Raw genomic sequence first — 25,168 nt, forward strand, 5'->3', positions numbered from 1 at the left:
TCCCCCGGTGTCGCCCCCGGGCCACACCGACCCTGACCCCCCCCGCCCCGCCCTCCGCCTAACCGGCGTTTGACACCGTTATCGGACGGGATTCCACCCGATAACGGTGTCAACCGCCTGTTCGGCACCCTCCGGGGGTGGCGCCTAGCCTGGCGGCATGACCTCGTCCGTGACGGCGCCGCCGAGCCCGTGGGCGACCGACGTCGTCCTGGCGCTGGCGTCGACGCTCGTCGTCGCGGTCGTCATCGCGGCCGACCCGTCGGGCCAGGGCGACGCCGGCGCGGCGGCCTACCTGTTCGCGGTGGGGTTCGGCGCGCTGGTGCTGCTGCGCCGCGTCGCCCCGCGCACGATGCTCGTGCTCACGTTCCTCGGCGTGTGCGCGTACTACGCCCTCGGCTTCGCGCCGATCGGCATGGTGCTGCCCGCGGTCGCCGCGCTGTACGCGGCGGCGGAGCGCGGCCGGACCGGCTGGGCGGCCGGTACCGGCGTCGTGCTCGTCGCGGTCGCCACCTGGTTCCGCGTCACCGGAGACGACGTCGACCCGAGCGCCGCGCTCACGGCCTACGACCTGGTCACCAACGTCGCGCTCACCGCGGCGGCGGTCGCGCTCGGCGTCGCCGTCCGGCTGGCGCGCGAGGCCCGTGAGCGCGCCGCGCTGGTCCGCGAGCTCACGGCGGAGCAGGAGGCGCACGCCGCGCAGGAGCGGCTGCAGGCGGAGCGGCTGCGCATCGCCCGCGACCTGCACGACACCGTCGGGCACCACCTGTCCGTGGTGGCGCTGCACGCCGGCGTCGCGGACGAGGCGGTCGGGCGGGACGACGTCGCCGCGCGCGACGCGCTCGCCCACGTCCGGGAGGCGGCGTCGGGCACCCTCGACGAGCTGCGGGCCACGGTGAAGGTGCTGCGCGAGCCCGCGCCCGGCGCCGCGCCGCGCGGCGCCCTCGGCCTGGCGGGCCTCGACGGCCTCGTCGCACCGGTGCGGGCCGCGGGCGTCGACGTCGAGGTGGTCGACGCCGTCGCGCCCGGCGCCCTGGGCGACGCGATCGACGCCGCCGCGTACCGCATCGCCCAGGAGGCGCTGACCAACGTGCTGCGCCACGCGGACGCCCGGCACGTCCGGGTCGAGGCGGACGTCGACGACGGACGCCTCCGCCTGGCCGTGACCGACGACGGCCGCGGCACCGGTGCGTCCCCCGGTACCGGGGCAGGGCTGGCAGGGATGCGCGAGCGCGCGGGCCTGCTGGGCGGCCGGCTCACCGCGGGCGACGCGCCGGGCGGCGGGTTCGCCGTCGTCGCGGACCTCCCGGCGAGGCTGGACGCATGATCCGGGTGGTGCTGGTCGACGACCAGGAGCTGGTGCGCGCCGGGCTGCGACCGCTGGCGGAGCTCGACGGCGACATCACGGTCGTCGGCGAGGCGGCCGACGGCCGTGCCGGCCTGTCGCGGGTGCGCGAGCTGCGGCCCGACGTCGTGCTGATGGACGTGCGGATGCCCGCCCTGGACGGCATCGGGGCGACGCGGGCGATCGTCGAGGACCCGGCGCTGCGGGACGTCCGCGTGCTCGTCCTCACCACGTTCGACGAGGACGAGCACGTGGTCGAGGCGATCCGCGCGGGCGCGGCCGGCTATCTCCTCAAGGACGTCTCCCCCGACGACCTGCGCGCCGCGATCCGCACCGTGGCCGCCGGCGACTCGCTGCTGTCCCCCGCCGTCACGGCCGCGGCGATGCGCGCCGTCGCCGCCGCGCCACGCCGGCTCGACGACGCCGCCGTCGCCGGCCTCACCGAGCGCGAGCGCGAGGTGCTCGTGCGGGTGGGCCGCGGGCTGACCAACGACGAGATCGCCCGCGACCTGTACCTCAGCCCCGCCACCGCGCGCACGTACGTCAGCCGGCTGCTCACGCGGCTCGACGCCCGCGACCGCGCCGCGCTCGTCGTGCTGGCCTACGAGACGGGACTCGTGCGCCCGGGCGGCTAGGACGCCGAAGTCGTACAGTCATGTTCAAGAACTGCGGCGGCCTGCCGACCGAGGAGCTGACCATGGCCACGACCTACACGTTCGACGTCTTCTCCAGCCTGGACGGGTTCGGCGCCGCGCACGGCGACTGGACCGGCTACTGGGGCAAGCAGGGACCCGAGCTGCTCGAGCACCGGCTCCACCTGTTCGACACCGAGCAGCGGATGGTCCTCGGCGCCACCACGTACCGGGCGTTCGTGCAGATGCTCGCCGCGGGCACCGCCGACTCCGACGTGCGCGACCCGTGGGTCACCCGCATGGTCCGTACGCCCGCGACCGTGGTGTCGAGCACCCTGCGCGAACCCCTCGAGTGGCCGGGCGGCGCGACCGTCGCCGCCGGCGACGCGGTCGACGTCGTCGGCCGGCTCAAGCAGGAGTCCCCCGTGCCCCTGCGGTCGCACGGCAGCCTGTCGCTCAACCGCGCCCTGATGGCCGCGGGCCTGGTCGACGAGCTCCGGGTGACCCTGTTCCCGGTGATCACCGGGCAGACCGGCGTCGACCCGCTGTTCCGCGGGGCCGCGGACTTCGACCTCGAGCTCGTGGAGACGCGCACGCTCGACGGCCGCACCCAGGAGCTCGTCTACGTGCCCACCCGGCACGGCTGAGGACCGCTCAGACCAGGCCGAGCTCCCGCGCCCGCACGCCCGCCTGGAACCGCGAGCCCGCGCCGAGGGCCGCCATCAGCTCGGCGACGCGGCGGCGGTACGTGCGCACCCCCATCCCCATGGCCCGGGCGGCGGTCTCGTCCTTGACGCCCTGACCGAGCAGGTCGAGCACCTGGGGCGCGATCGCGCGGATCTCGGCGATGCGGGCGTCGAAGACGGCGAGGTCGGTCGCCGAGCGCCAGGCCGCGTCGAACAACGAGGTGACGCCCTGCACCGCCTCGGGCTGCGTGATCACGCTGTAGGAGCGGCGTCCGGCCTGGAGGTCGCCCGCCAGGATCACGAGCCGGCGGTCCAGCACGATCGTCTCGTTGATCTCGTCGGTGGTGATGCGTACCTGCGCGCCGTACCGGTCGCGCAGCAGCTTGAGGTGCCGGGTGGCGACGGGGTCGAGCAGGACGCCGGACCGGTAGACCTTGCGGACCGTCGCGGCGCCCCGCGGCGGGCGCTCCGCCGCGAGCCCCTCCGCCCGGTGCGCCGCCTGCCAGGTGAACAGGTCGTTGGCGGCGCACGCCACGTCGGTCGCGGTGGCGAACAGGTGCGCGGTGCGGGCGAGGAGCTCCTCCTCGCCCCGGACGATCGTGACGGCCTCTCCGGTCTGCATGCCCTCGATCCTGCACCCGGGTGGCAAGGTCCTGCCAGGGGCGGCAACAAGCTGCCATCCGCGTCCGTCCCGGCGTGACCGCGGCAAGGCTGGACGGCATGACGACCTCGACCACAGCCTCCACCACCACCCCCACCACCACCACCGCCACGGCGTCCGCCACCGTTCCCGACGCCGCCGCTGCCGGCACCTGGCAGCTCGGCGACCGCACCGTGAACCGGCTCGGCCTCGGCGCCATGCGGCTCGTCGGCTCCTTCGGGTCCGCGACCCCCCGACCGCGCGAGGACGCGATCGCCGTGCTGCGCCGCGCCGTCGAGCTGGGCGTGAACCACGTCGACACCGCCGCGTTCTACTTCTTCCCGACGAGGTCCGCGAACGAGCTGATCGGGGCCGCCCTGCAGCCCTACGCCGACGACCTGGTGATCACCACGAAGATCGGCGCCTCCCAGTCCCGCGACGGCGCCTTCGAGCCGTACGCGCGGCCCGACCAGCTGCGCAGCCAGGTCGAGGAGAACATCCGCCAGCTCGGCCTGGACCAGCTGGACGTCGTGAACCTGCGCTGGGGCACCGGCCTGGGGCGCGAGCCCGGGTCGGTGGCCGAGCACGTCGGCGCCCTCGCCGAGCTCCGCGACGCGGGCCTGGTGCGGCACGTCGGCGTCTCCAACGTGCTGCCGGAGCAGCTCGAGGAGGCGCTGGAGATCACGCCCGTCGTGTGCGTGCAGAACCGGTACGGACTCACGGAGCGGGCCGACGACGGCCTCCTCGCCCGGTGCGGCGAGCTCGGCATCGCGTTCGTGCCGTTCTTCTCCATGGGAGCGGCCGTTCCCGGGGCGGTACCGGGAGGCACCCCGGACGAGACCGGCGCGGAGCAGGTGGCCGCCGTCGCCGCACGGCACGACGCGACGCCGACCCAGGTGCGGCTCGCCTGGACCCTGCACCGCGGGCCGCACGTCCTCGCCATCCCCGGCACCGGGAGCGTCGCGCACCTGGAGCAGAACGTCGCCGCCGCGGCCCTGCGGCTCACCGACGACGACCTCGCCGTCCTCGACGCGATCGCCTGACCCCCCGAGCACCGCCGAACAGGCGGTTGTGCACCTTCTGACGTCTCAGAAGGTGCACAACCGCCTGTTCGGCACCTCGTCGTCCGGCGGCAGCCTGGCATGAGTACACGACACCATGTACCGTCGCGCTCATGGAGACCGTGACGCTCACCCACACCGCCGCGCTGGCGCGGCTCGGGCACGCCCTGTCGGACGGCACCCGCGCACGCATCCTGCTCGCGCTGCGCGACGCACCCGCCTACCCCTCCGACCTCGCCGCGACGCTGGGCGTCTCCAAGCAGGTGATGAGCAACCAGCTCGCGTGCCTGCGCGGCTGCGGCCTCGTCGTGGGGCGCCAGGACGGGCGCCGCACCGAGTACCGGCTGTCCGACCCGCACCTCGCGCACGCGCTCGGCGACATGCTGCGGCTCGCGCTCGTCGTCGACCCGGACTGCTGCGGCCCGGACTGCACGTGCGCGACGCCCGCCGCCCACGGGCCCACCGGCTCCCAGGACGCCGCGTGACCCACGACCACGACCACGCGCAGGTCGCCGCCGACCACCGCGGGCGCCTCGCGATCGCGTTCGGCATCACGGCCACGATCCTCGTGGCGCAGGCCGTGGGCGCGTGGCTCACCGGCAGCCTCGCGCTGCTGGTCGACACCGCCCACATGCTCACCGACGCCGGGGGCCTCGCGCTGGCCCTGTTCGCCGCGCACCTGTCCCTGCGGCCGGCGTCGCCGCAGCGCACCTGGGGCTACCGGCGGGCCGAGGTGCTGGCCGCGCTGGCGCAGGCGGCCGTGCTGCTGGTGGTCGGGGTGTACGTGCTGGTGGAGGCGGTGCTGCGGCTCGCCGAGCCACCGGAGATCCCGTCCACGCAGCTCGTCGTCTTCGGCGTCATCGGCCTCGCGGGCAACCTCGCCTCGATGGCGGTCCTGGCGAGCCGCCGCGACGCCAACCTCAACCTGCGGGCCGCGTTCCTCGAGGTGCTCAACGACGCGCTCGGGTCGGTGGGCGTGATCGTCGCCGCGATCGTCATCGCCACCACCGGGTGGCAGCGGGCCGACGCCGTCGCCGCGCTCCTCATCGGGGCCCTCATCCTGCCGCGCGCGGTGAAGCTGCTGCGGGCCGCCGGCTCGGTGCTGCTGGAGTCCACCCCGCCCGGCCTGGACCTCGACGAGGTGCGCTCGCACCTGCTGAAGGTGGAGCACGTGCGCGACGTGCACGACGTGCACGCCTCCCTCATCGCCACCGGCCTGCCGATCCTGTCGGCGCACGTCGTGGTCGACTCGGGCTGCTTCACCGACGGGCACGCCGGCCGCATCCTCGACGAGCTGCAGGAGTGCGTGGCCACCCACTTCGACGTGGCCGTCGAGCACTCCACGTTCCAGGTCGAGCCCGAGACCCACCCCGAGCACGAGCACCCCACGCACGCCTGATCCCCGGTCCGTGCCGCGCCGGGCGGGCGTCGTGCTGGCGGCACCCCCCGACCGATGCTGTGCTGGGCACATGTCCGAGCGCATCGAGACCGACCCGACCGGCCACCCCGACGAACCGCACGCCGGCGGCCTCGCCCAGCGGCTGAACTGGTTGCGGGCGGGCGTGCTGGGCGCCAACGACGGCATCGTCTCCGTGGCGGCCGTCGTCGTGGGCGTCGCCGGCGCGACGCCGGAGCGGGCGCCCGTGCTCACGGCCGGGCTCGCGGCCCTCGTGGGCGGCGCGATCTCGATGGCGCTCGGCGAGTACGTGTCGGTGTCCAGCCAGTCGGACAGCGAGAAGGCGCTCATCGCCAAGGAACAGCACGAGCTCGCGACCATGCCGGACGAGGAGTTCGACGAGCTCGTCGGCCTCTACCGCCAGCAGGGCCTCAGCGAGGGCACGGCCCGCCAGGTCGCCACCGAGCTCACCCACCACGACGCCCTCGGCGCCCACCTGTCCGCCGAGCTCAACATCGACCCCGACGACGTCGTCAGCCCCTGGCACGCCGCCTGGGCGTCGCTGCTCGCGTTCCTGCGCGGCGGCGTGCTGCCGATGCTGGCCGTGCTGCTCATCCCCGAGCCGTGGAAGGTCGCCGGCACGTTCGTCGTCGTCCTCGCCGCCCTCGGCGCCGCCGGCTCGATCGCCGCGTGGATCGGCGGGTCGTCCCGCTCCCGGTCCGTGGTGCGCGTGGTGGTCGGCGGCGCGCTGGCGCTCGGCGTCACCTTCGCCCTCGGCTCGCTGCTCGGCACCACCGGCGTCGTCTGACCCGCCCCCGCCCCCGTACCCGACCCGCAAGGAGCCTCCGTGCCGACCCCCACGCCCACGTCCCCGCACGCCGCCACCGACCTCGCCCCGCGCCTCGGGCGGACCGTGCTGTACCAGCTCTACCCGCAGAGCTTCGCCGACGGGAACGGCGACGGGATCGGCGACCTCGCCGGGATCACCGCCCGGCTCGACTACCTGCGGTGGCTCGGCGTGGGCGCCGTGTGGCTCGACCCGTGCTTCGTGTCCCCGTTCGCCGACGCCGGCTACGACGTCGCCGACTTCCTCACGATCGCGCCCCGCTACGGCACCAACGACGACCTGGCGGAGCTCACCGAGGAGGCCGGCCGGCGGGGCATCTCCGTGCTGCTCGACCTCGTCGCCGGGCACACGTCCGACCAGCACCCGTGGTTCACGGCGTCGGCGGACGACCCCGGCGACGACCGGTACGTGTGGAGCGACGCCCCCGTCGACGGCTTCGAGCCCGGCCCGGGCCGCCGCGGCGGGTTCTACCTGCCCAACTTCTTCCCCGTGCAGCCGGCGCTCAACTTCGGCTACGCGCGCCAGCACCCCGACGAGCCGTGGCGCAGCCCGGTCGACGCCGCCGGCCCGCAGGCCAACCGCGCCGCCCTGCGCGAGATCATGGCGCACTGGTTCGACCTCGGCGTCGCCGGGTTCCGCGTCGACATGGCGGCGTCGCTCGTCAAGGACGACCCGGGACTCGTCGAGACCGGCCGCCTGTGGCGCGAGAACCGCGACTGGCTCGACGCGACCTACCCGGGCCGCGTGCTGATCAGCGAGTGGGGCGACCCGCGCGTCTCCGTGCCGTCGGGCTTCCACGCCGACTTCTTCCTGCAGTTCGGGGGCGACGACGACGGCCTGCCGCTGCGCTCGCTGTGGAACAACGGCGCCGGCACGGTGCAGCCGTCGTGGGGCGAGGTGCCGAGCTGGGCCGACGCCGAGGCACGGGGCGACGCGGGCACGTTCGTCCGGGCCTGGGAGGAGGCCACCGGGGCCATCGCGGCCGCCGGGCGTGGCGGGCTCACCGGCCTGCCGACGTCGAACCACGACTTCACGCGGCTGGTGGCCGGGGCGCGCGACGCCGAGCAGGCTTGTGCGGCCCTCGTCCTCACCCTCACCTGGCCGTCGATGCCGTCGGTCTACTACGGCGACGAGATCGGCATGCGCTTCGTCCCCGACACCCCCACGCTCGAGGGCTCGCGCCTCAACCCGACCTACGACCGGGCGGGCTCGCGCACCCCGATGCAGTGGGGCGACGTGCCGGCCGGGCGGCTCGGCCCCGACGTCGCGGAGTCGCGCTACCTGCCCCAGGACCCGGACCCCGACCGCCCGACCGTGGCCGCCCAGCTCGACGACGAGGGCTCGGTGCTGCACCTGGTGCGCCGCCTCGCGCACCTGCGCACGGCGGACCCGCGGCTCGACGCCGCCGCCGACGTCGACGTGCTGGCCACCGGCTACCCGTTCGCGTACGTGCGCGGCGGCACGCTCGCCGTCGTGCTCAACCCGGGCCGCGCCGCCGTGTCGCTCGCGGTGCCCGGGGCGGCCCGTGCGCGCGAGATCGAGGTCCGGGGGCACAGCGTCGAGGGCGACGTCGTGCACCTCGACGGGCACGGGTACGCCGTCCTCGACCTCGCGTGAGCTGGTCCGTGTCAGGAGGTCGCGGCACCCTGGGCGCATGGAGCTCGAGGTGCGCGGCGAGGTGTTCCAGTGGCGCGGCCCGGCGCCGTACTACTACGTCGCGGTGCCCGACGCCGAGGCGGAGCAGATCGCGGCGGTCGCGCCCCTGGTCACCTACGGCTGGGGCGTGATCCCCGTGACGGGCCGCCTGGGCGCGACGACGTTCACCACGTCCCTGTTCCCGAAGGACGGCGGCTACCTCGTCCCGCTCAAGGACGCCGTGCGCCGGCCCGAGGGCGTGGACGACGGCGACGAGGTCGTCCTGCGCCTGACGCTCGACGGCGTCTAAGTCATCCGGGGAGGACGGCGAGCAGGTCGACGTGCACCAGCGCGCCGCCGCCGAGCGTCGCGGCGACGACCTGACGCGCCGGCCGGTCCGCCGGGTCGGGGAACAGCGCCGTCCACTCGCGGTTGAGGGCTTCCCGGTTGGCGGGGTCGGCGAGGTGCACCGTCAGCTTGAGGACGTCGCCCGGGCCGCCGCCCGCCGCCGCGAGCACGGCGCGCACGTGCCGGAAGGCGTTGGCGCACTGCGCGTCGAGGCCTTCCGGCATCTCGCGCGTGCCCGGGTCGCGGCCGGTGAGCGCGCCGGTGGCGAGGAACGGACCGATCCGGCTCGCCACCGGCACCGGGTTCGCGTGCGCGAACCCGGGCACGTCCACGGTCGTGCGGAGGCCCACGGTCAGGCCTCCCGCTCCGGCTCGGCGACGACGGTGTTCTCGAGGGCGCCCAGGCCCTCGATCTCGGCGCGCACGACGTCGCCGACCTTGAGGAAGCGGCCGGTGGGCGCGCCGATCCCCGACGGCGTGCCGGTGGCCAGCACGTCGCCCGGCTCGAGCGTCATCACCTGCGTGAGGTAGGCGATCTGCTCGTAGAGGTCGTGGATCATGTCGTCGGTGCGCCAGTCCTGGCGCACCTCGCCGTTCACGGTGAGCCGCATCCCCAGGTCGAGCGGGTCGGCCACCTCGTCGTCCGTGGTGAGCCACGGGCCGAGCGGGCCATGCGTGTCGAACGACTTGCCCAGCGTGAACGTGGGCGACCGCTTCTGCAGCCAGTCCCGCACGGAGACGTCGTTCGCCACCGTGTAGCCGGCGATCACCGACCGCGCGTCGTCCACCGGGACGTGCCTGCACCGCTTCCCGATCACGACGGCGAGCTCGATCTCGTAGTCCAGCTCGTCGGAGACGGCGGGCTTCACGATGCCGGCGTGCGGCCCGACGATGCACGAGACCTGCTTGTTGAACCACAGCTGGCTGGTGGGCACCGGGATGCCCGCCTGCCGCGCCTCCTCGGCGTGCGCGGCGTAGTTCATGCCGATGCCGAGGTACTTCTGCGGGTCGTCCACCGGCGCCTCGAGCACGACGTCGGACAGCGCGTGCCGCTCCCCCGCCGCCCCGGCGAGCGCGTCGCGGCGCGCGCCGAGGTCCGGCAGGATCGCGCGCAGCGACGTGCCCGCGACGGCGGAGACGTCGGTGACCGTGAGCGAGCCGGGGTCGGCGGCGTCGCCGTCCACCCGCCCCAGCCGGACGGGGCCTTCCCCGAGCCGGAACCGTGCGATCTTCATCTGTCGTTCCCGTCCTTCGTGTCCTCGGCGGGCGCCTGCTGCTGCGAGGGCAGCGCGCCCCACACCTGCTCGCCGTCGGGTGTCATCTGGAAGCTGACGAACCGCCAGGCGCCGTCGTCGCCGCGTACGACGACCTGGGTGACGACGCCGGCGAGCACCCGGGGCGCGCCGTCCGGCCCGCGCATGTGGTTGACGATGCGCCCGGTGACGACGCCGACGTCCCCGACGAGGCGCACCAGGAGGTCGTCGCGCACGACGTCGACGTACGCGCGCCGCGTGGCGACGTGCTCCAGGAGCTGCGCCTTGGTGTGCACCAGCCCGGGGGCGTGCACGTGCACGAGGGCGTCGTCGAACATCGCGTCCAGGGCGTCGACGTCCCCGGCGACCAGGGCGTCCCGACGGCGCTCCTCCAGGGCGAGGATCTCGGCGCGGCTCGCGGCGTCGGCCACGGTCACCCCGCTGGGCGCAGGGCTTGTCGCGGCGCTGGGCGCAGGGTGGTTGTCGTGGGGCATGGCGGTCCTCCTCAGGCCGGCCGGGCGGCGGTCAGCGCGTGGTCGGTGCGGAAGCCGGTGGTCTCGCCGGCCTCGAAGCCGGGCCGCGGCTGGCCGACCATCGCGTGGTACTTCGAGAAGATCTCGTCGGCCTCGGCCAGCGGCAGCACCGCCTCGATGTCCTCGAACGGCTCGCACCGCGTGCGGTCGGCGACGATCCGGCGGATCACCTCGTACCCCTCGCCACGGTGCGCCATGACCATGCCGTTGACCTTGGCGAGCCGCTCGGCCTCGAACGCCTTGAGCGCGGCGACCGGGTCGTCGATCGTGGCGAGCTTCTCGGCGAGCACGGCGCCGTCGACGATCGCCTGGCAGGCGCCGTTGCCGCCGCGCGGGTACATGGCGTGGGCGGCGTCGCCGACCAGCACCACGCGCCCGTCGGTCCAGCTCTCCAGCGGGTCGTGCCGGATCAGCGGGAACAGGTACACCTCGCGGGCGTCGCGCAGCATCTGCTGCACGTCGAGGAACGGCAGCTTCACCGTGTCGAACAGCGGCACGATCTCGGCGACGTCGCCGACGGCGTTCCAGTCCTCGACCGTCTCGTCGCGCTCGCGCTCCACCACCCAGTTGACCAGGGTCCTGCCCGTGCCCTCGAAGTCGTCGGCGATCGGGTACACGATCATCGTCGCGATCTGCGGGGCGCCGATGTGCAGGATCGTGTGCCCGTCGCGGTACGGCTCCATGAGCGTGGTGCCGCGGTACATGGTGATGCCGGAGTAGTGCGGCTCGGCGCTCTCGGGGTGCATCTGCCGCCGCACCACCGAGTTGATGCCGTCGGCGGCCACCACGACGTCGGCGCGGACCTCGCCGCGCGAGCCGTCGGCGCGCTCGACGTCGAGCGTGACGCCGTCGCCGTCCTGCGCGTAGCCGAGGGTGCGCACGCCCTGCACCACGGAGTCCGGGCCGAGCCGCTCGAGCACCGTGCGGTACAGCAGCATCTGGAGGCGGCCGCGGTGCACGAACCGCTGCTCGTGCAGGTAGCCCATGTGCACGCCGCAGCGCTCGGCGTAGATCTCCTGGCCGTGGTTGTTGTAGAAGATCGAGTCGCGCGCGTCGACGGAGATGGCGCGGAACTCCTCGAGCAGCCCGAGCTCCTCGAGCTCCTTGGTGCCGTACACCTTGACGTCGATGCCGACGCCGAGCGGACGGAGCTCCGCCACGGTCTCGTAGATGCGCGGGCGGAACCCGCGCTGGTGCAGCCGCAGCGCGGCGGCCAGGCCGGCGGGGCCGGCGCCCACGATGGCGATGTCGAGCTGGGGATCTGGCATGGACGTCCTCGTCTCTGGTGGGGTGGTTCGGGGCCGCGGCGTCAGCCGACGACGGCGGGGCTCAGGTCGTGGGCGAGCTCGCGCAGGAAGCGGGTCGTGGCGACCCAGGCGCGCTCCGCGTTGCGCGGGTGGTACGCGACCGCCTCGGGCGTCGGGGAGAAGCGGGCGTGCGGGCTGGTGAAGGCGTGCCGGGTGCCGCTGTAGAGGTCGGTCTCCCAGTCGAGGCCCGCGCCGGTCATGGCCCGCTGCAGGGCGTCGCGCTGCGCGGCGGTGGCCATGGGGTCCTGGTCGCCGGTGCACAGCAGCACCCGGACCGTGGGATCGCACGCGCCCCAGCCGGCGTCGGGGTCGAGCAGGTCCAGGCCTCCGTGCACGCTCACCACGCCGCGCACCGCGCCGCCGGTGCGCAGGTGCTCGAGCGCCGAGGAGCCGCCGAAGCAGTACCCGAGGGCGACGATCGCGTCATCGTCGATCTCGGGCTGCTCGGCCGCGGTCTCGTGGGCCGCCGCGACCCGCGCCGCCCAGCGCGCCCGGTCCGCGACCATGGCGCCGATGAGCGGCCCGATCTCGTCCTGCGTGCGCGGGCGGGCCCGCTCCCCCCAGACGTCGGCGGCGAGGACGGCGTACCCGAGCCCGGCCAGCCGCTCGGCGACCGCGAGCATGTCGTCGCTCAGGCCGAAGGCGTCGTGCAGGAGCAGCACGCCGGGCGCCGCCTCCCCGCCGGCGGGCGCGCGCAGCGCGCCGATCATGCGGGTGCCGTCGTGGGAGTACTCGACGTCGCGTGCGATCAGGTCGTTCATCGGGTGCCTTCCTGGGGCCTCGTCGTCCGGGAGGGGTCGAGGAGGCGGACGGCCCGCAGCGGTGCGGGTCCTCGCTCGACGGTGAAGCGTGCGCCGATCGTAGGAACACTTCCTACACGATTTCAAGTGTGGAACGACGGCCAAAGCTCAGAAATGTGGGTCACGGCAGGGAACTTCGCGCCCCTCAACGGCAGGAACGCAGGCGTCTCACGACCTTCACCCGGCGACTCCGCGCCTCAGGGGGTTGATCCGCCTCGACGGATCTGCATATGATTTCTCACACGATCTGACGGTCCGTCGGGTCGCTCATGAGTACCACAGGCACGACGCCCGCGATGCTGCGAGCGCCGTGCGAACCTCCTGAACGCAAGAGCCCACCGCGCCGGTGCGGGTCGCACGCCGATGTGCTTCAGGGAACGACCGCTAGACGGGAGCAGCCAGCGACATGACCGTCGTCGACATCAACATCCACCACCTGCCCGAGGACCTGTTCACCAACGAGAAGATCCTGAACGGCTTCCTGAACAGCGCCCCGCGCGGCTTCGGGGAGATCGCCCGCGTCGAGACGATGGCCAGCGGCAAGAAGCACCTCATCCTGGAGAAGCCCGCCGGCCACCAGAACCTCAACTACGTCGAGGGCGACTACTCCGCCGAGGCGAAGCTCGCCGCGATGGACGACGCCGGCGTGGACTACGGCGTCATGCGCGTGCCCGTCTGGCAGGAGTGGCTCGACCTCGAGACCTGCAAGGCCGTCAACGACAACGCGGCCGACATCGTCAAGCGGTCGAACGGGCGGCTGTTCTTCACCGCCTGCGTGCCGCCGTGGGGCGGCAAGGAGAACATCGACGAGCTCAAGCGCTGCATCGACCTCGGCGCCGTCGGCGTCCAGCTCGCCTGCCACTACGGGCAGCTCTACCTGGACGACCCGGTCTTCGAGCCCTACCTGCGCGAGATCGAGAAGCTCGACATCCCCGTCATCGCCCACCACACTCCCCTGCCGGTCGAGTGGCGGTCGGTGGTCGACTACACCAACCTGCGCCGCGAGTACGGCCGCATCGTCGACCAGGCCACCGCCGTCGGGCGCGAGCTGTTCAGCGGCATGTTCGACCGCATGCCCGGGCTGCGCTTCATCCACACCATGTTCGGCGGCAACTGGTTCGCGAACCAGGCGCTGCTCATGCCGCACGCGTCGAACAAGGCGGAGTCGCTCACCCGCCTCGACCCGACGGGTGGCGACAAGATCCAGAGCTACCTCGACAACAACCTCTTCTTCGACATGACCCACCCCCACTCGTGGGGCAAGCAGCAGGTGGAGGCGGCGATCGCGATCGGCGGCGCCGACCACTACCTGTTCGGGTCCTCGTTCCCCGTGTTCTACGGCTGGATGAGCCAGGGCGTCGAGTTCGTCAAGAACGAGCTGGAGATCACCGACGCCGAGCGCGAGCTCGTGCTCTCGGGCAACGCCGCCCGCCTGTTCAACCTCCCCCTCTGACCCGAAGACCCGACCCGACAGCCCGAGAGGGGGCCCGGCGCCAGCGCCGGTGCCCCCGCCTCGGCCTCCCCTCGAACCCGTGCATGCCGGCGCAAGGAGGCGCCCCCACCATGTCGATGTCCACGCCAAGGCCCCTGCCGAAGTCCGCACCGACGTCGCACCCGAGGCCCGCCTTCCTGGTGCGGGGCCTGGCCACCGCGGCGATCCTCGCGCTGGGCCTCACCGCCTGCACCTCCGGCGGCGGCGCCGCCGAGGACCCCGGCGCCTCTCCCGCCGCGAGCGCCGGCTCGGGCCCCGTGCCCGGCTCCGTCCTGCGGGTCAACTGGGGCGGCTTCCCCGAGAGCTGGGCCCCCGGCGCCGAGATGGAGGCCGGGTTCCTGCGCATCCCCTACGAGAACCTGGTCGCGCTCGGCGCGGACGGCGAGATCGAGCCCGTCCTCGCCACGACGTGGGAGCAGACCGACGACGCGCTCACGCTCACCCTGCGCGACGACGTCACGTTCCACGACGGCACGCCGTTCGACGCGGAGGCCGTCAAGGTCAACCTCGAGACCGTGAAGGGCACCCCCGGGCCGTACGCCGGGCCGTTCCAGGTGATCTCGTCGATCGACGTGGTCGACGCGCAGACGGTGCGGCTCAACCTCAGCGAGCCGACGCCGTCGCTCCTCACCACGCTGACCACCCGGGCGGCGCCGATGGCGAGCCCCAAGGCGATCGAGGCCGGCACCATCGCCCAGGTCCCCGTCGGGACCGGCCCCTGGGCCTACGACGAGGCCGCCTCCGTGCCCGGCACGCGCCTCGTCTTCGGCCCCGCCGAGGACTACTGGGGCGACCCGGTGGGCTTCGAGACCGTGCAGCTCGTCGCGATCCCGGAGGACAACGCGGCCTCCGCGGCGCTGGGCAACGGCGAGATCGACATCACCGACACCGAGACCAACCAGTTCACCACCCTGGACGGCACGCCCGGCGTCGACCGCCTGTCGTACCCCGCCATCCGGAACAACCCGATCTTCTTCGACCGCGGCCCGGGCGGGATGTTCGAGGACGTGGCCGTGCGCCAGGCCGCGTGCACCGCCATCGACACCGAGGTGCTGGCGAAGCTCGAGCCGGACTGGACGGTCCGCACGCAGCACTTCGCGGAGGGCGAGCAGGGCTACAACCCGGACATCGCCGGGTACACGCACGACGCCGCGAAGGCGCAGGAGCTGTACGACTCCGCCGGCAACCCGCCCGTCGACGCCGACATGCTCGCCACCGTGTTCAACGAGAACCAGATGAAGGTCTACGCCGAGCAGATGGGCGAGATCGGCATGAAGGTCACCGTGCAGAGCGCCCCGCCGCCCCAGTACTTCTCCGAGTGGAACAGCGGCAAGTACCCGCTCGGGCTCGGCGGCAACGACGAGCTGACGCCCTTCGACTGGTACCGGGCGTGGTTCGCCGCCGACGCGCCGGGCAACCCGTCCGGCGTCGAGAGCGACGAGCTCAAGGCCGCCGCCGACGCCGCCATCGCGGCCGGCACCGGCGACGAGGCGGACGCCCTGTGGGCGGAGGTCACCAAGATCATCTCCGACGAGGCCCTGACCTGCGCCCACGTGGCCGGCGAGGAGCTGATCGCCTGGAACACGACCACCGTGACGGACGTCGAGGCGCCCACGCAGCCGTGGGAGACCAACCTCGTGAACTACCGCGCGCTGCGCCCGGCGAGCTGAGATGGGCAAGCTCGTCGCCTACCGGCTGCTGTTCGCCGTCCCGCAGCTCCTGGTCATCTCGATCCTGGTGTTCTCGCTGACGTACCTCGTGCCCGGCAGCCCCGCCGCCGCGATGCTCGGCACGTCCGCGACGCCCGAGGCCATCGCCCACGTCGAGGCCCAGCTGGGCCTCGACCGGCCGCCGCTCGAGCGGTTCGTCGAGTGGTTCGGCGCGATGCTCACCGGGGACCTCGGGACGTCGTTCCGCGCGGGGATGCCGGTGACCGACCTGCTCGCGCAGCGGCTCCCGGCCACCCTGTCGGTGGTGGCGGGCGGCATCGTCGTGGCGCTGGTGCTGGGCGTGGGGGCCGGGGTGTTCACCGGCACCCGCCCCGGCACCCTCGCGGACCGGCTGGTCACGGGCGGCACCGTGCTCGGGCTCGCGATCCCCGAGTTCTGGCTCGGGCTGCTCCTCACGACTCTCTTCGCGGTGCAGCTCGGCTGGGTGCCGATCGTCGCGTGGACGCCGCTGACGGCGGACCCGCTCGCCTGGCTCCGCGGCCTCGTCCTGCCGTCGCTCGCCCTGGGCGTCACGGGCGGGGCGATCATCGCCCGCCAGACGCGGGCCGCGATGGTCACCTCGATGGCGGCGCCGTACGCCGACACGCTCACCGCGGCGGGCGTGCCCCGCCGCACGCAGATCGCGCGCTACGGCGTGAAGAACGCGCTCGTACCGGTGCTGGCGTCGACGGGCGTCACCTTCGCCATCCTCATCGGCGTCAGCTTCGTCGTCGAGAAGGTGTTCGCGCTGCCCGGGCTCGGCAGCCTCATGCTCACCAGCGTCATCGGGCAGGACTTCCCCGTCGTGCAGGGCGTCGTGCTCGTCACCGCGACGCTCGTGATCGTCGTCAACCTCGTGATCGACATCTGCTACGGACTCATCAACCCGCAAGCGAGGCCCCAGTGAGCAACGCCGTCATCCTCGACCCCGCCGACCGGTCCCCCGCCGGCGCGCAGGCGCGCGGCGTCGCCCAGGCGTGGCACCGGCTGCGGCGCCAGCCGTCGACGCTGTTCGCCGTCGTCGTGGTCGCCGTCCTCGTCGTCGTCGCGGTCGCCGCGCCCCTGCTCGCGCCCTACGCGCCGGCGGCCACGGACTTCGACGCGCCCCTCTCCGGCCCGACGGCGGACCACCCGCTCGGCACCGCCGACCTCGGGCAGGACCTGCTGAGCCAACTGATCTACGGCGCCCGCACCGCGCTGGTCGTGGCCGGCGGCTCGGTGCTCGTCGCGATGCTCATCGGCGTGCCCGTCGGCCTCCTGCTCGGGTACAAGGGCGGCTGGTACGACCGGATCGGCTCGCGCGGGCTCGACATCGCCGACGCCCTGCCCGGCCTCATGGTCGGCTTCGTCGTCATCGCGGTCCTGGGCCGCGGCATGGCGGTGCTGGTGCTCGCCATCGGGCTGGTGTTCTGCATGAACTTCGCCCGCATGACGCGCGCCATCACGCTCACCGAGCGCAAGAAGCTGTACGTCGAGTCGGCGCACGTGTCCGGGCTGCGCGAGCGGCAGATCGTGTTCGGCCAGGTGCTGCCCAACCTCGCCGGCCCGCTCGCCGTGCAGGCCGCCGTCTTCCTCGGCTCCGCGATCAAGGTCGAGGCGGCGCTGTCGTTCCTCGGCCTCGGGCTGGGCGACGACCAGCCGTCGTGGGGCGGCATGCTCGGCGCCGCCGCCGAGCACCAGGCCGATCGGCCGCTCATGGCCGTGGCCCCCGGCCTCGCGATCCTGCTCACCGTGCTCGCGTTCAACCTGCTCGGCGACGGCATCAACGACGCGCTGTCGGGCCGTCGGACGACCGGCCGCCGGCGCACCGCGCTGCTCGGCCGCCTGCGCCCGCCCGCGTCACCCACGCTCGCCGAGGTCCGTGCGGCAGGGGCGGCCGGGTGGTCCCAGGACGCCGCGCCCGTCGGGCCCGCTCCCGCGGCCGCACCGTCCGTCGCCGCGCCCGACGACGACCTCGAGGCCGCCGCAGACACCGTGCTCGACGTGCGCGGCGCGACGATCGTCGCGGACCGTCCGGACGGCACGACCGTCACCCTCGTGCACGACGTCTCGCTGCGGGTGCGCCGCGGCGAGATCCTCGGCCTGCTGGGCGAGTCCGGCTCGGGCAAGTCGATGCTCGCGAAGGCGGTGCTGGGGCTGCTGCCGCCGGGCGTGCGGCTGGCCGAGGGGTCGGTCCGGCTGAACGGCACCGAGCTGGCGGGCTGCACGGAGCGCGAGCTGCGCGCCGTGCGCGGCACCGGGCTCGGCGTCGTGCTGCAGAACCCGCAGGCCAACCTCTCCCCCGTGCACACGGTGGGTCGTCAGCTCGTCGACGTGCTGCGCGCGCACCACCCGCTGTCGAGGCGCGACGCGCGGGCCCGGGCGGCCGAGCTGCTCGACCTCGTCGGCGTGAACGACGTGCAGCGACGGCTCGACCAGTACCCGTACCAGTTCTCGGGCGGCATGGCGCAGCGCGTCGCGATCGCCATCGCGCTGGCCGGCGAGCCGGACCTGCTCATCCTCGACGAGGCGACGTCGGCCCTCGACGTCACGACGCAGAGCCAGGTGCTCGACCTCGTGCTGGACCTGCGCGACCGACTCGGCATGGCGATCGTCAACATCACGCACGACCTGGGCGTCGCGGCCGAGACCTGCGACCGCGTGGCCGTGCTGTACCGCGGCGAGCTGGTCGAGGTGGCCGGCGTCGTCGCGCTCTTCGACCAGCCGCAGCACCCGTACACCGCGGCGCTGCTCGCCGCGCACCCGACGGCCGACCACGACGTGGAAGTGATCGCGTGAACGACTCCCAGCCCCTGCTCGACGTCCGCGACCTGCGCGTGGACTACGACGTCGCGGGTGCGGCGGGGTGGCGACGCCGCACCCTGACGGTCGTGCAGGGCGTCAGCTTCACCATCGCGGCCGGCGAGACGTACGGGCTGGTCGGCGAGTCCGGCTCGGGCAAGAGCACGACCGGCCGCGCCATCCTGCGCCTGGCGGACGTCAGCGGCGGCCAGGTCCTCGTCGACGGCCGGGACGTGGCCGCGCTGGGGCGGCGCACCCCGCTCTCCTACCGTCGCGATGTCCAGGCGGTCTACCAGGACCCGGCGGCGTCGCTGAACCCGCGCCACCGGGTGGGCCGGGCCCTCACCGAGACGCTCGCCCGGCACGGGCTCGGCGACCGCGACGAGCGGCGGCGTCGTGCCGCCGAGGCGTTCGAGCAGGTGGGCCTCACGACCGGCCACCTGGCCCGGTACCCGTCCCAGCTGTCCGGCGGGCAGCTGCAGCGCGTCGCCATCGCGCGGGCGCTGGTGCTGGGGCCGCGGCTCGTGGTGTGCGACGAGGCGGTCAGCGCCCTCGACCTGTCCACGCAGGCCCAGATCCTCACGCTGCTCACCGACCTGCAGGCCGCGAGCGGCGTCAGCTACCTGTTCATCACGCACGACCTCGGCGTCGTGCGGCACGTCGCGCACCGCGTCGGCGTGCTGCGCGGCGGGGAGCTCGTGGAGCAGGGCGAGACGCGGCAGGTGCTCGACCGTCCGCGCCACGAGTACACGCGGGCCCTGCTCGCGGCGAGCCCGTCGTCGCACCCCGACGGCCGGGAGGAGCGGCGTGCCGAGCGCGCCGCGCGCCGGGCCGCGGCGGCCCAGGACCTGTCCCAGGAGGCGGCATGACCGAGCAGCTCGACGACTTCTTCTCCACCGCCCGCGTCACGACGGGCGGCGACGCGCCCACGTTCGGCACGGAGAGCTACCGCGACCACCTGTACCGCCTCGACGACCCGGTGCTCGCGCAGTGGCGCGGCCTCGGCTACGAGGAGTTCTCGGCCCGCAAGCGCGAGCCCGGCTTCGTGCAGGAGCTGCTGGCGTCGTGGCGGGCGCTGTACGACGAGCCGTTCGTCGGCGTCACCACCGACGGCACGGTCCGCGACGTGCACCGCCTCGAGCCCGTGGTCGACGTCGACCCCGCGCCCTCCGCGGCCGCGCGACGCTTCCGGGGCCTGCTCGACGACGCGCAGCGGGACGCCGTCACGTACCCGGTCGACGCCCGCGAGTGGCGGGCGTGGAGCAACCCGGAGTTCGTCATCCACCGCACGGGGCTCCGGCTGGAGGAGCTCCCCGCCGAGACGGTCGACGCCGCCCTGGCGATGGTCGAGGCGTCGCTCAGCCCGGAGGGCTACGCCCGCGTCCGCGAGGCGATGGGCCTCAACGCGTTCCTCGGCGACCTGGTGGGCCTGCCCGACCTCATGAACGAGCGCAGCTACTGGGTGGCGCTCTTCGGCGAGCCCTCGCCCGACGGCGCGTGGGGCTGGCAGCTCTTCGGCCACCACGTGGCCGTGAGCTTCGTGTCCGTGGCGGGTCGGCACGTCGTCGCGCCGGTGTTTCTCGGGGCCGAGCCCGCGGAGTCCGACGGCGCCCGCCCCCCGCTGTTCGCGGCACGGCAGCGGCTCGCGCTGGAGCTCGCGTCGTCGTGGACCCCCGGGCAGCGCGCCGGGGCCGTGGTCTACGCGTCCGTGCTGGACCCGGCGATGCCGCCGGGGCGGCTGCACCCCGCCGACGAGCGGCACGTCGCCGGCGCCTTCCGCGACAACCGGGTCGTGCCGTACGAGGGCCTGCGCGCCTCCGACCTCGACGACGACCAGTGGGCCACGCTGCGGGCGATCGTGGAGGACGCGTTCCTGCTGCTCGCCGCCCCGCAGCGCGCACTGACGATGGCCGACGTCGACGCGCACCGCGCCGAGACCTTCGTGTCCTGGTACGGCGCCACGGACGGGACGCAGCCGTTCTACCTGCGCGTGCACAGCCCCGTCGTGCTCACCGAGCTGGACCACCACGCCGGCGTGTGGCTGAGCAACCAGCTCCCCGCGCGCTTCCACGTGCACACCACCCTGCGCGTGCCGCACGGCAACGACTACGGCCGTGCGTACGTGACGGCGGACCTGCGCTGATCGGGCGCTACGGCCCGGCCACCCGCCGGACCACGGCGTCGAGGGTGGGCCAGGGTGGCCCCGCACGCAGCGCGCGCAGCAGCTCCTCCCCGAACCGCGGCCCGTCCGGGAACTGGTCCTCCCGGTCCCAGCGCCACGCCGCGACCATCGCCAGGACGAGCTCGCGGCAGCGGTCGAGCAGCCCGCGGTCGACGCCCCGGTAGTGCCCGGAGACCTCGTCGAGGACGTGCGCGAGGTCGAACTCGACGGGCCCGCGGCAGCACGTCTCGAGGTCGATGAAGAGCGGCCCGTCCTGCGTGCTCAGCACGTTGCCCGGGTGGGGCTCGCCGTGGAGCACCTGCTCGCGCCCGGCCCCGTCGACCGCCTCGTGGAGCCGTCGCAGCCGATCGCCGAGGAACCGGCGCTCGACGTCGGGCAGCGCCGGAGAGAGCGCCGGGTCGGCGACGATCCGTTCCGCCTCGGCGATCCGCTCGGTGAACCGCGGGAAGCGGCCCTCCACGCCCCGCATCCCGGCGTGCAGGCGTTCCAGCGCCCGGGCGTAGTCGTCCGGCGGCACGACCGGGGCCACCGGCTCGTAGTAGACCCACAGGGTCACCGCGAAGCCGTCGCGCACGTGCACCCGCGGGGCGACACGGGGCTCCAGGGCGCCCACCGGCGACCCGGCGCGGGCGAGCTGTCCGGCCAGCCCGAGCTCCATCCGTGCGACCTCGTGCCCCACGGGGGCGACCCGCGCCAGCACCCCGCACGGTTCGAGGCGCAGCGCGAGCTTGTTGGAGTCGTGGAGCACGGTGGCGACGTCGACCGGCAGGCCCACGGACCGGACGACGGCGGTCGCGGCATCGGTCGCGCGCTCGAGATCGGGCCTGTCCACACGAAGGATCGTGGCACCGGGACACGGTGGACGACGAGGCTTTTCGACAGGGCCTCTCGGCGCGGTCGTCCGTCGGGCGGCGCCTACCGCGCCTGCGGCGCCGACTCCTGCGCCAGCTGCGCCTCGTGCTCGGCGATGGCCGTCACGGTGTTGAGCTCGTGCCGGCGGGCGGCGGTCTCGATCATGTCGGGGTCGGCACCGCCCTCGATGAGGTCGACGAGCCCGTCGTGCTCGGCGAGCGACGCGTGCGCACGCCCCGGCGCGTACCAGAACGCCGAGCGGCGGATGAGCTCGAGCCGCGTCCACTCGTCCTCGACCAGGCCGGCCAGGCGCTCGTCGTCGCAGCGGGAGCACAGCAGCTGGTGGAACTCGCGGTTGAGCGCACCGAACCGGGCGGGCTCGAAGTTCGCCAGGGCGGCGGCCATCTCCTTGTTGAGGGTGCGGGCGCGCTCCAGGTCCTCGGGCGAGAGGTTCGGCGCGGACAGGGCGGTCGCGTAGCCCTCGAGCCGGGCGAGCAGCTGCATGGTGCGCTCCCAGGACCCGGTGTCGAACGTCTTGACGACCGCGCCCGCGTTGCGCACGATGTCGACCCAGCCCTCGGCCTCCAGCCGCCGCACCGCCTCGCGCCAGGGCACGGAGCTGATGCCGTAGTCCCGCACGAGCTGGTCGATCACCAGCCGGTGCCCGGGCGCGAACGTGCCTTCCATGATCCCCTTGCGCAGGATCTCGTAGCACTGCTCGGCCTTGCTCACGGCCACGGCCACAGGTGCCTCCTCGGTGGGTCGGCGGTGCCCCGTCGCGTCGTCGCGCGGGCGGACCGCCCCGTCGTCAGTCGTCCCGGGAATCATATCGGAGATCACACAGGATCTGGCAGGGTCGCGCGGACGGTCTCCAGCAACCGTGCCACCTTCGGGTCACGTGCCGCAGCCCCGGGCCGCGTGAGCACCAGCGCGCGCAGGCCCGCCGGCTCGGGCTCGATCCGGCGCACGGTGAGGTCGAACCGCGCCAGGCTCGCCCGGTCGGGGTCCGGCAGGATCGCCCGGGCCACGCCCGCCTCGACGAGCGGGAGCCCCGCCTGGATCGTCTCCACCGTGCGGATCGACGACGGCGCGACCCCCCACCGGCGCAGCGCCGCCTCCACCGCCTCCGGAAGGCTGGGGACGGCGGCCGTGCGGCGCGGCAGCAGCAGGAGCTCGCCGTCGAACGCACGCAGCGGGAGCGGCTCGCCCTCGGCACCGGCGCCGGGAGCGTCCGGCGGCAGCGCCGCCACGAGCGGCACCTCGCCCCAGTCGACGACGTCGAGCACCTCACGATGGCGGGCGACGAACCGGCGCGGGTCGGCGACCATCACGGCCGCCACGTCGACCGCGCGCTGCTGCAGCATGTCGATCGCCGTCCACGGCGGCGGGTCGACGAGGCGCACCTCGACGTCGGGGGCCGCCGCGGCGTGCGCCCGCACCAGGGCCGGCAGCCGGTGCCACATGAGCACCGGCACGGCGGCCACGGTCAGCGAGCCCGCGGTGCCCGCGCCGAACCGGCCCAGCGCCGCGACGATGTCGTCCACCTCCCCCAGCACCCGCGACGCCGCGTCGAGCAGGTAGCGGCCGGCGCTCGTCGGCTCCACGCCCCGCGGGGTACGGACCAGCAGCGGGACGCCGACGTCCGCCTCGAGCTTCGAGATCGCGACGCTCAAGGGCGGCTGCGACAGGTGCAGCCGCGCGGCGGCGGCCGTGATCGACCCGGCCTCCACGACGGCGGTGAAGTACCGCAGATGACGCAGCTCCATAGTCTCCGAGGGTAGTCGGACGCCTCGCCATACCTCTGAGATATGGCAGCGAGAGGACATCGGTAGTTCCGCGGACGGGTCCTCGTCAGCAGACTCGGAGGCATGCTCCCGACCACAGCCCCCGCTCCCCCGTTCACGCTGACGCGCGCCAGCCACGTCGTGCTGGCCGTCACCGACCTCGCCGCGAGCCGCGACTTCTACCGCGACGTCATCGGCCTCGTCGTCACCGCGGAAACCGACGACGCCGTCTACCTCCGCGGGCTCGAGGAGGACGCCCACCACAGCCTCGTGCTCGAGCAGGCCACCGAGGCGAAGGCCGTCTGCCTGGGCCTGCGCGTGCGCACCGACGCCGACGTCACCGCCGCCGAGCGGCACCTCGTCGCGACCGGCATCGAGCACGAGCGCGTCGAGCGCCCGCACCAGGGGCCCACGCTGCGCTTCCGCGACGCCGTCGGCACCCGCGTCGAGCTCACGTCGTCGATGGACCTGGTGCCGCGCAAGATGGCGGACTTCCACGACTTCCGCGCCGGCGCGCCGCAGCGCATCGACCACTTCCAGGCCGTCACCCACGACGTGCGCACCGCCACCGAATTCTGGACCGGGCTCGGGATGCGGACGTCGGAGTACACGGGCCAGTACCGCGAGGACGGCACCGACGAGCTCTGGGGCACCTGGATGGAGGTGAAGGGCAACACGCACGACCTCGTGTTCACCAACGGCCGGGGGCCGCGCCTGCACCACTTCGCCTACACGGTGCCGGACGCGACGTCGCTCATCCACGCCGCCGACGTCACCGGGTCGCTCGGCCTGGGCCACGAGATCGACCGCGGGCCCGGGCGGCACGGGATCAGCAACGCCCTGTTCCTGTACGTGCGCGACCCCGACCAGCACCGCATCGAGCTGTTCACCACGCACTACCAGCTCATCGACCTGGAGAGCGAGGCGATCCGGTGGGACGTGAGCGACCCGCGCCGCGCGCAGCAGTGGGGCATGCCGGCGTCCGAGCGCTGGTTCTTCGAGGCCAGCGAGTTTCCGGGCGAGCCCGTCCACGAGCCGCTGCTGCACGCCACCCCGCCCACGCTCGAGGCCTTCCTGGGCCTGCACTGATGCGCGGCGACGGGGCCGACCGGGCCCTCGCGGGCCTGTGGCTGGCGGGCGGCAGCCCGATGCTCGCGGAGACGTGCGCGGACTCCGGCCTCGACCTGCTGCTCGTCGACCCGGAGCACGACCCGCGCGGCACCGGGCCGACCGTCGAGACCGCGCTCGCCCAGGTCCGCGCGACGCAGGGCTACCCGGTGACGACGCTCGTCCGGGCGCCCGACGACGCGACGCTGCACGCGCTGCTGCACGCCGGCGTCCGGGACGTCGTCGTGCCCGTCGCCTCCGTCGACGACGCCGGGGAGGTCGCGGGAGCGGTACGGCGCGCGACCCGCGGCCAGGGCACGGTGCTCGTCCAGGTCGGCACCCCGGAGACCCTGGCGGCCGCCGCTGGCCTCGTCGCCCTCGAGGGCGTCGCCGGCGTCCTCCTCGACACCCCCGACCTCGCCGCCGCCCTGGGCCGGTCGGGCCACGCCCACCCGGACGTCGTGGCGGCCGCGCTCCAGGCCGTCCGCGCGGTGCGCGCGGCGGGTGGCGTCGTCGGCGTCGACGCGTCGGACCCCTTCGTCGCCGACGCCTGCCGGGAGGCGGGCGCGTCGTTCGTCGTCGTGGGGGACGAAGTCACCCTCCTCGCCCGCGAGACGACGAGGCTCGCCGCCCGTCTCGCTGGTCCAGCTCTCGCCGAGGTAGTCCGAGTCCCCGCGAGGTAGTGGACTGGTCCACAACCACGCGGGGGGGTGGGGGTCAGACGCGGGGGGTGGGCCGCGGCGGAGGCGCCGGCGGGCCCCGGGGTCTGCGCGCGGGCGTCG

At 74.2% G+C, this 25,168-nt stretch carries 26 protein-coding genes; 17 read left to right on the forward strand and 9 right to left on the reverse strand.

Features of this window, described 5'->3' with window-relative positions; genetic code table 11:
* The first annotated feature begins 157 nt into the window (after positions 1-157).
* The 3 genes from ACFQ8E_RS03445 to ACFQ8E_RS03455 all read left to right on the forward strand — a co-directional run bounded on the left by ACFQ8E_RS03445 (position 158) and on the right by ACFQ8E_RS03455 (position 2,621).
* Positions 158-1,324: a sensor histidine kinase gene (locus ACFQ8E_RS03445; protein WP_430549179.1), complete on the forward strand. Its 1,167-nt coding sequence runs from the start codon at positions 158-160 to the stop codon at positions 1,322-1,324.
* On the forward strand, positions 1,321-1,977 hold the full coding sequence (locus ACFQ8E_RS03450; RefSeq protein WP_430549180.1) for a response regulator: 657 nt from the start codon (positions 1,321-1,323) through the stop codon (positions 1,975-1,977). The genes ACFQ8E_RS03445 and ACFQ8E_RS03450 overlap by 4 nt, the downstream gene beginning before the upstream one ends.
* 62 nt (positions 1,978-2,039) lie before the next feature.
* Complete coding sequence (locus tag ACFQ8E_RS03455; RefSeq protein ID WP_430549181.1) at positions 2,040-2,621, forward strand: dihydrofolate reductase family protein; 582 nt, start codon at positions 2,040-2,042, stop codon at positions 2,619-2,621.
* A 7-nt stretch (positions 2,622-2,628) separates the two neighbouring features.
* Here ACFQ8E_RS03455 and ACFQ8E_RS03460 read toward each other — a convergent pair whose 3' ends face one another.
* Positions 2,629-3,282 carry a DNA-binding response regulator gene (locus ACFQ8E_RS03460; RefSeq protein ID WP_430549182.1) on the reverse strand — a complete coding sequence of 218 codons (654 nt, stop codon included), beginning with the start codon at positions 3,280-3,282 and terminating at the stop codon, positions 2,629-2,631.
* 98 nt (positions 3,283-3,380) lie between these two features.
* Between ACFQ8E_RS03460 and ACFQ8E_RS03465 the strand changes: the two genes are divergently transcribed.
* From ACFQ8E_RS03465 to ACFQ8E_RS03490, 6 genes are all read left to right on the forward strand, one after another.
* A complete protein-coding gene (locus ACFQ8E_RS03465; protein ID WP_430549183.1) occupies positions 3,381-4,343 on the forward strand; it encodes an oxidoreductase in 963 nt (320 codons plus the stop codon).
* Positions 4,344-4,474: 131 nt separating this feature from the next.
* Entirely contained in the window at positions 4,475-4,846 is a 372-nt protein-coding gene (locus ACFQ8E_RS03470; RefSeq protein ID WP_430549184.1) for an ArsR/SmtB family transcription factor, read from the forward strand.
* Complete coding sequence (locus ACFQ8E_RS03475; RefSeq protein WP_430549185.1) at positions 4,843-5,760, forward strand: cation diffusion facilitator family transporter; 918 nt, start codon at positions 4,843-4,845, stop codon at positions 5,758-5,760. The genes ACFQ8E_RS03470 and ACFQ8E_RS03475 overlap by 4 nt, the downstream gene beginning before the upstream one ends.
* 70 nt (positions 5,761-5,830) lie before the next feature.
* Positions 5,831-6,565 carry a VIT family protein gene (locus ACFQ8E_RS03480; RefSeq protein WP_430549186.1) on the forward strand — a complete coding sequence of 245 codons (735 nt, stop codon included), beginning with the start codon at positions 5,831-5,833 and terminating at the stop codon, positions 6,563-6,565.
* 39 nt (positions 6,566-6,604) lie between these two features.
* A complete protein-coding gene (locus tag ACFQ8E_RS03485) occupies positions 6,605-8,221 on the forward strand; it encodes an alpha-amylase family glycosyl hydrolase (protein WP_430549187.1) in 1,617 nt (538 codons plus the stop codon).
* 37 nt (positions 8,222-8,258) lie between these two features.
* A complete protein-coding gene (locus ACFQ8E_RS03490) occupies positions 8,259-8,549 on the forward strand; it encodes a DUF1905 domain-containing protein (RefSeq protein WP_430549188.1) in 291 nt (96 codons plus the stop codon).
* Position 8,550: 1 nt separating this feature from the next.
* Here ACFQ8E_RS03490 and ACFQ8E_RS03495 read toward each other — a convergent pair whose 3' ends face one another.
* From ACFQ8E_RS03495 to ACFQ8E_RS03515, 5 genes are read right to left on the reverse strand one after another with little or no spacing between them, the layout of a single operon-like run.
* A complete protein-coding gene (locus ACFQ8E_RS03495) occupies positions 8,551-8,937 on the reverse strand; it encodes a RidA family protein (RefSeq protein ID WP_430549189.1) in 387 nt (128 codons plus the stop codon).
* 2 nt (positions 8,938-8,939) lie between these two features.
* A complete protein-coding gene (locus ACFQ8E_RS03500; RefSeq protein ID WP_430549190.1) occupies positions 8,940-9,821 on the reverse strand; it encodes a fumarylacetoacetate hydrolase family protein in 882 nt (293 codons plus the stop codon).
* Positions 9,818-10,333 (reverse strand): nuclear transport factor 2 family protein, encoded by a 516-nt coding sequence (locus tag ACFQ8E_RS03505; protein WP_430549191.1) that lies wholly within the window; start codon positions 10,331-10,333, stop codon positions 9,818-9,820. The genes ACFQ8E_RS03500 and ACFQ8E_RS03505 overlap by 4 nt, the downstream gene beginning before the upstream one ends.
* Positions 10,334-10,344: 11 nt before the next feature.
* Entirely contained in the window at positions 10,345-11,640 is a 1,296-nt protein-coding gene (locus tag ACFQ8E_RS03510) for an FAD-dependent monooxygenase (protein ID WP_430549192.1), read from the reverse strand.
* A 41-nt stretch (positions 11,641-11,681) separates the two neighbouring features.
* On the reverse strand, positions 11,682-12,440 hold the full coding sequence (locus tag ACFQ8E_RS03515) for a dienelactone hydrolase family protein (protein ID WP_430549193.1): 759 nt from the start codon (positions 12,438-12,440) through the stop codon (positions 11,682-11,684).
* A 445-nt stretch (positions 12,441-12,885) separates the two neighbouring features.
* Between ACFQ8E_RS03515 and ACFQ8E_RS03520 the strand changes: the two genes are divergently transcribed.
* The 6 genes from ACFQ8E_RS03520 (at position 12,886) to ACFQ8E_RS03545 (ending at position 20,604) form a co-directional block, all read left to right on the forward strand.
* Positions 12,886-13,932 (forward strand): amidohydrolase family protein, encoded by a 1,047-nt coding sequence (locus tag ACFQ8E_RS03520; RefSeq protein ID WP_430549194.1) that lies wholly within the window; start codon positions 12,886-12,888, stop codon positions 13,930-13,932.
* Positions 13,933-14,048: 116 nt separating this feature from the next.
* Positions 14,049-15,641, forward strand: coding sequence for an ABC transporter substrate-binding protein (locus tag ACFQ8E_RS03525; RefSeq protein ID WP_430549195.1), 1,593 nt, complete (start codon positions 14,049-14,051; stop codon positions 15,639-15,641).
* Between the two features lies 1 nt (position 15,642).
* Positions 15,643-16,587 (forward strand): ABC transporter permease, encoded by a 945-nt coding sequence (locus ACFQ8E_RS03530; RefSeq protein WP_430549196.1) that lies wholly within the window; start codon positions 15,643-15,645, stop codon positions 16,585-16,587.
* Complete coding sequence (locus tag ACFQ8E_RS03535) at positions 16,584-18,458, forward strand: dipeptide/oligopeptide/nickel ABC transporter permease/ATP-binding protein (RefSeq protein ID WP_430549197.1); 1,875 nt, start codon at positions 16,584-16,586, stop codon at positions 18,456-18,458. Before ACFQ8E_RS03530 ends, ACFQ8E_RS03535 begins: the two co-directional genes overlap by 4 nt.
* The gene (locus tag ACFQ8E_RS03540; protein ID WP_430549198.1) at positions 18,455-19,330 is read left to right on the forward strand and encodes an ATP-binding cassette domain-containing protein; all 876 of its coding nucleotides are present in this window, start codon (positions 18,455-18,457) and stop codon (positions 19,328-19,330) included. The genes ACFQ8E_RS03535 and ACFQ8E_RS03540 overlap by 4 nt, the downstream gene beginning before the upstream one ends.
* Positions 19,327-20,604 (forward strand): DUF3500 domain-containing protein, encoded by a 1,278-nt coding sequence (locus ACFQ8E_RS03545; protein ID WP_430549199.1) that lies wholly within the window; start codon positions 19,327-19,329, stop codon positions 20,602-20,604. Before ACFQ8E_RS03540 ends, ACFQ8E_RS03545 begins: the two co-directional genes overlap by 4 nt.
* 7 nt (positions 20,605-20,611) lie before the next feature.
* Here ACFQ8E_RS03545 and ACFQ8E_RS03550 read toward each other — a convergent pair whose 3' ends face one another.
* From ACFQ8E_RS03550 to ACFQ8E_RS03560, 3 genes are all read right to left on the reverse strand, one after another.
* Complete coding sequence (locus ACFQ8E_RS03550; protein WP_430549200.1) at positions 20,612-21,475, reverse strand: phosphotransferase family protein; 864 nt, start codon at positions 21,473-21,475, stop codon at positions 20,612-20,614.
* Between the two features lie 83 nt (positions 21,476-21,558).
* Positions 21,559-22,239: a GntR family transcriptional regulator gene (locus ACFQ8E_RS03555; protein WP_430549201.1), complete on the reverse strand. Its 681-nt coding sequence runs from the start codon at positions 22,237-22,239 to the stop codon at positions 21,559-21,561.
* Positions 22,240-22,331: 92 nt separating this feature from the next.
* Positions 22,332-23,261: a LysR family transcriptional regulator gene (locus ACFQ8E_RS03560; RefSeq protein WP_430549202.1), complete on the reverse strand. Its 930-nt coding sequence runs from the start codon at positions 23,259-23,261 to the stop codon at positions 22,332-22,334.
* Positions 23,262-23,363: 102 nt separating this feature from the next.
* Here ACFQ8E_RS03560 and hpaD point away from each other — a divergent pair, with 102 nt between their 5' ends.
* Together hpaD and ACFQ8E_RS03570 are read left to right on the forward strand one after the other, a co-directional pair.
* Positions 23,364-24,368, forward strand: coding sequence for a 3,4-dihydroxyphenylacetate 2,3-dioxygenase (gene hpaD / locus ACFQ8E_RS03565; RefSeq protein WP_430549203.1), 1,005 nt, complete (start codon positions 23,364-23,366; stop codon positions 24,366-24,368).
* Positions 24,368-25,069, forward strand: coding sequence for an aldolase/citrate lyase family protein (locus ACFQ8E_RS03570; RefSeq protein ID WP_430549204.1), 702 nt, complete (start codon positions 24,368-24,370; stop codon positions 25,067-25,069). The genes hpaD and ACFQ8E_RS03570 overlap by 1 nt, the downstream gene beginning before the upstream one ends.
* Positions 25,070-25,168: the final 99 nt, after the last annotated feature.

Origin of the sequence: Isoptericola sp. NPDC056573 (assembly GCF_042793335.1) — a bacterium.
Taxonomy (GTDB): domain Bacteria; phylum Actinomycetota; class Actinomycetes; order Actinomycetales; family Cellulomonadaceae; genus Isoptericola.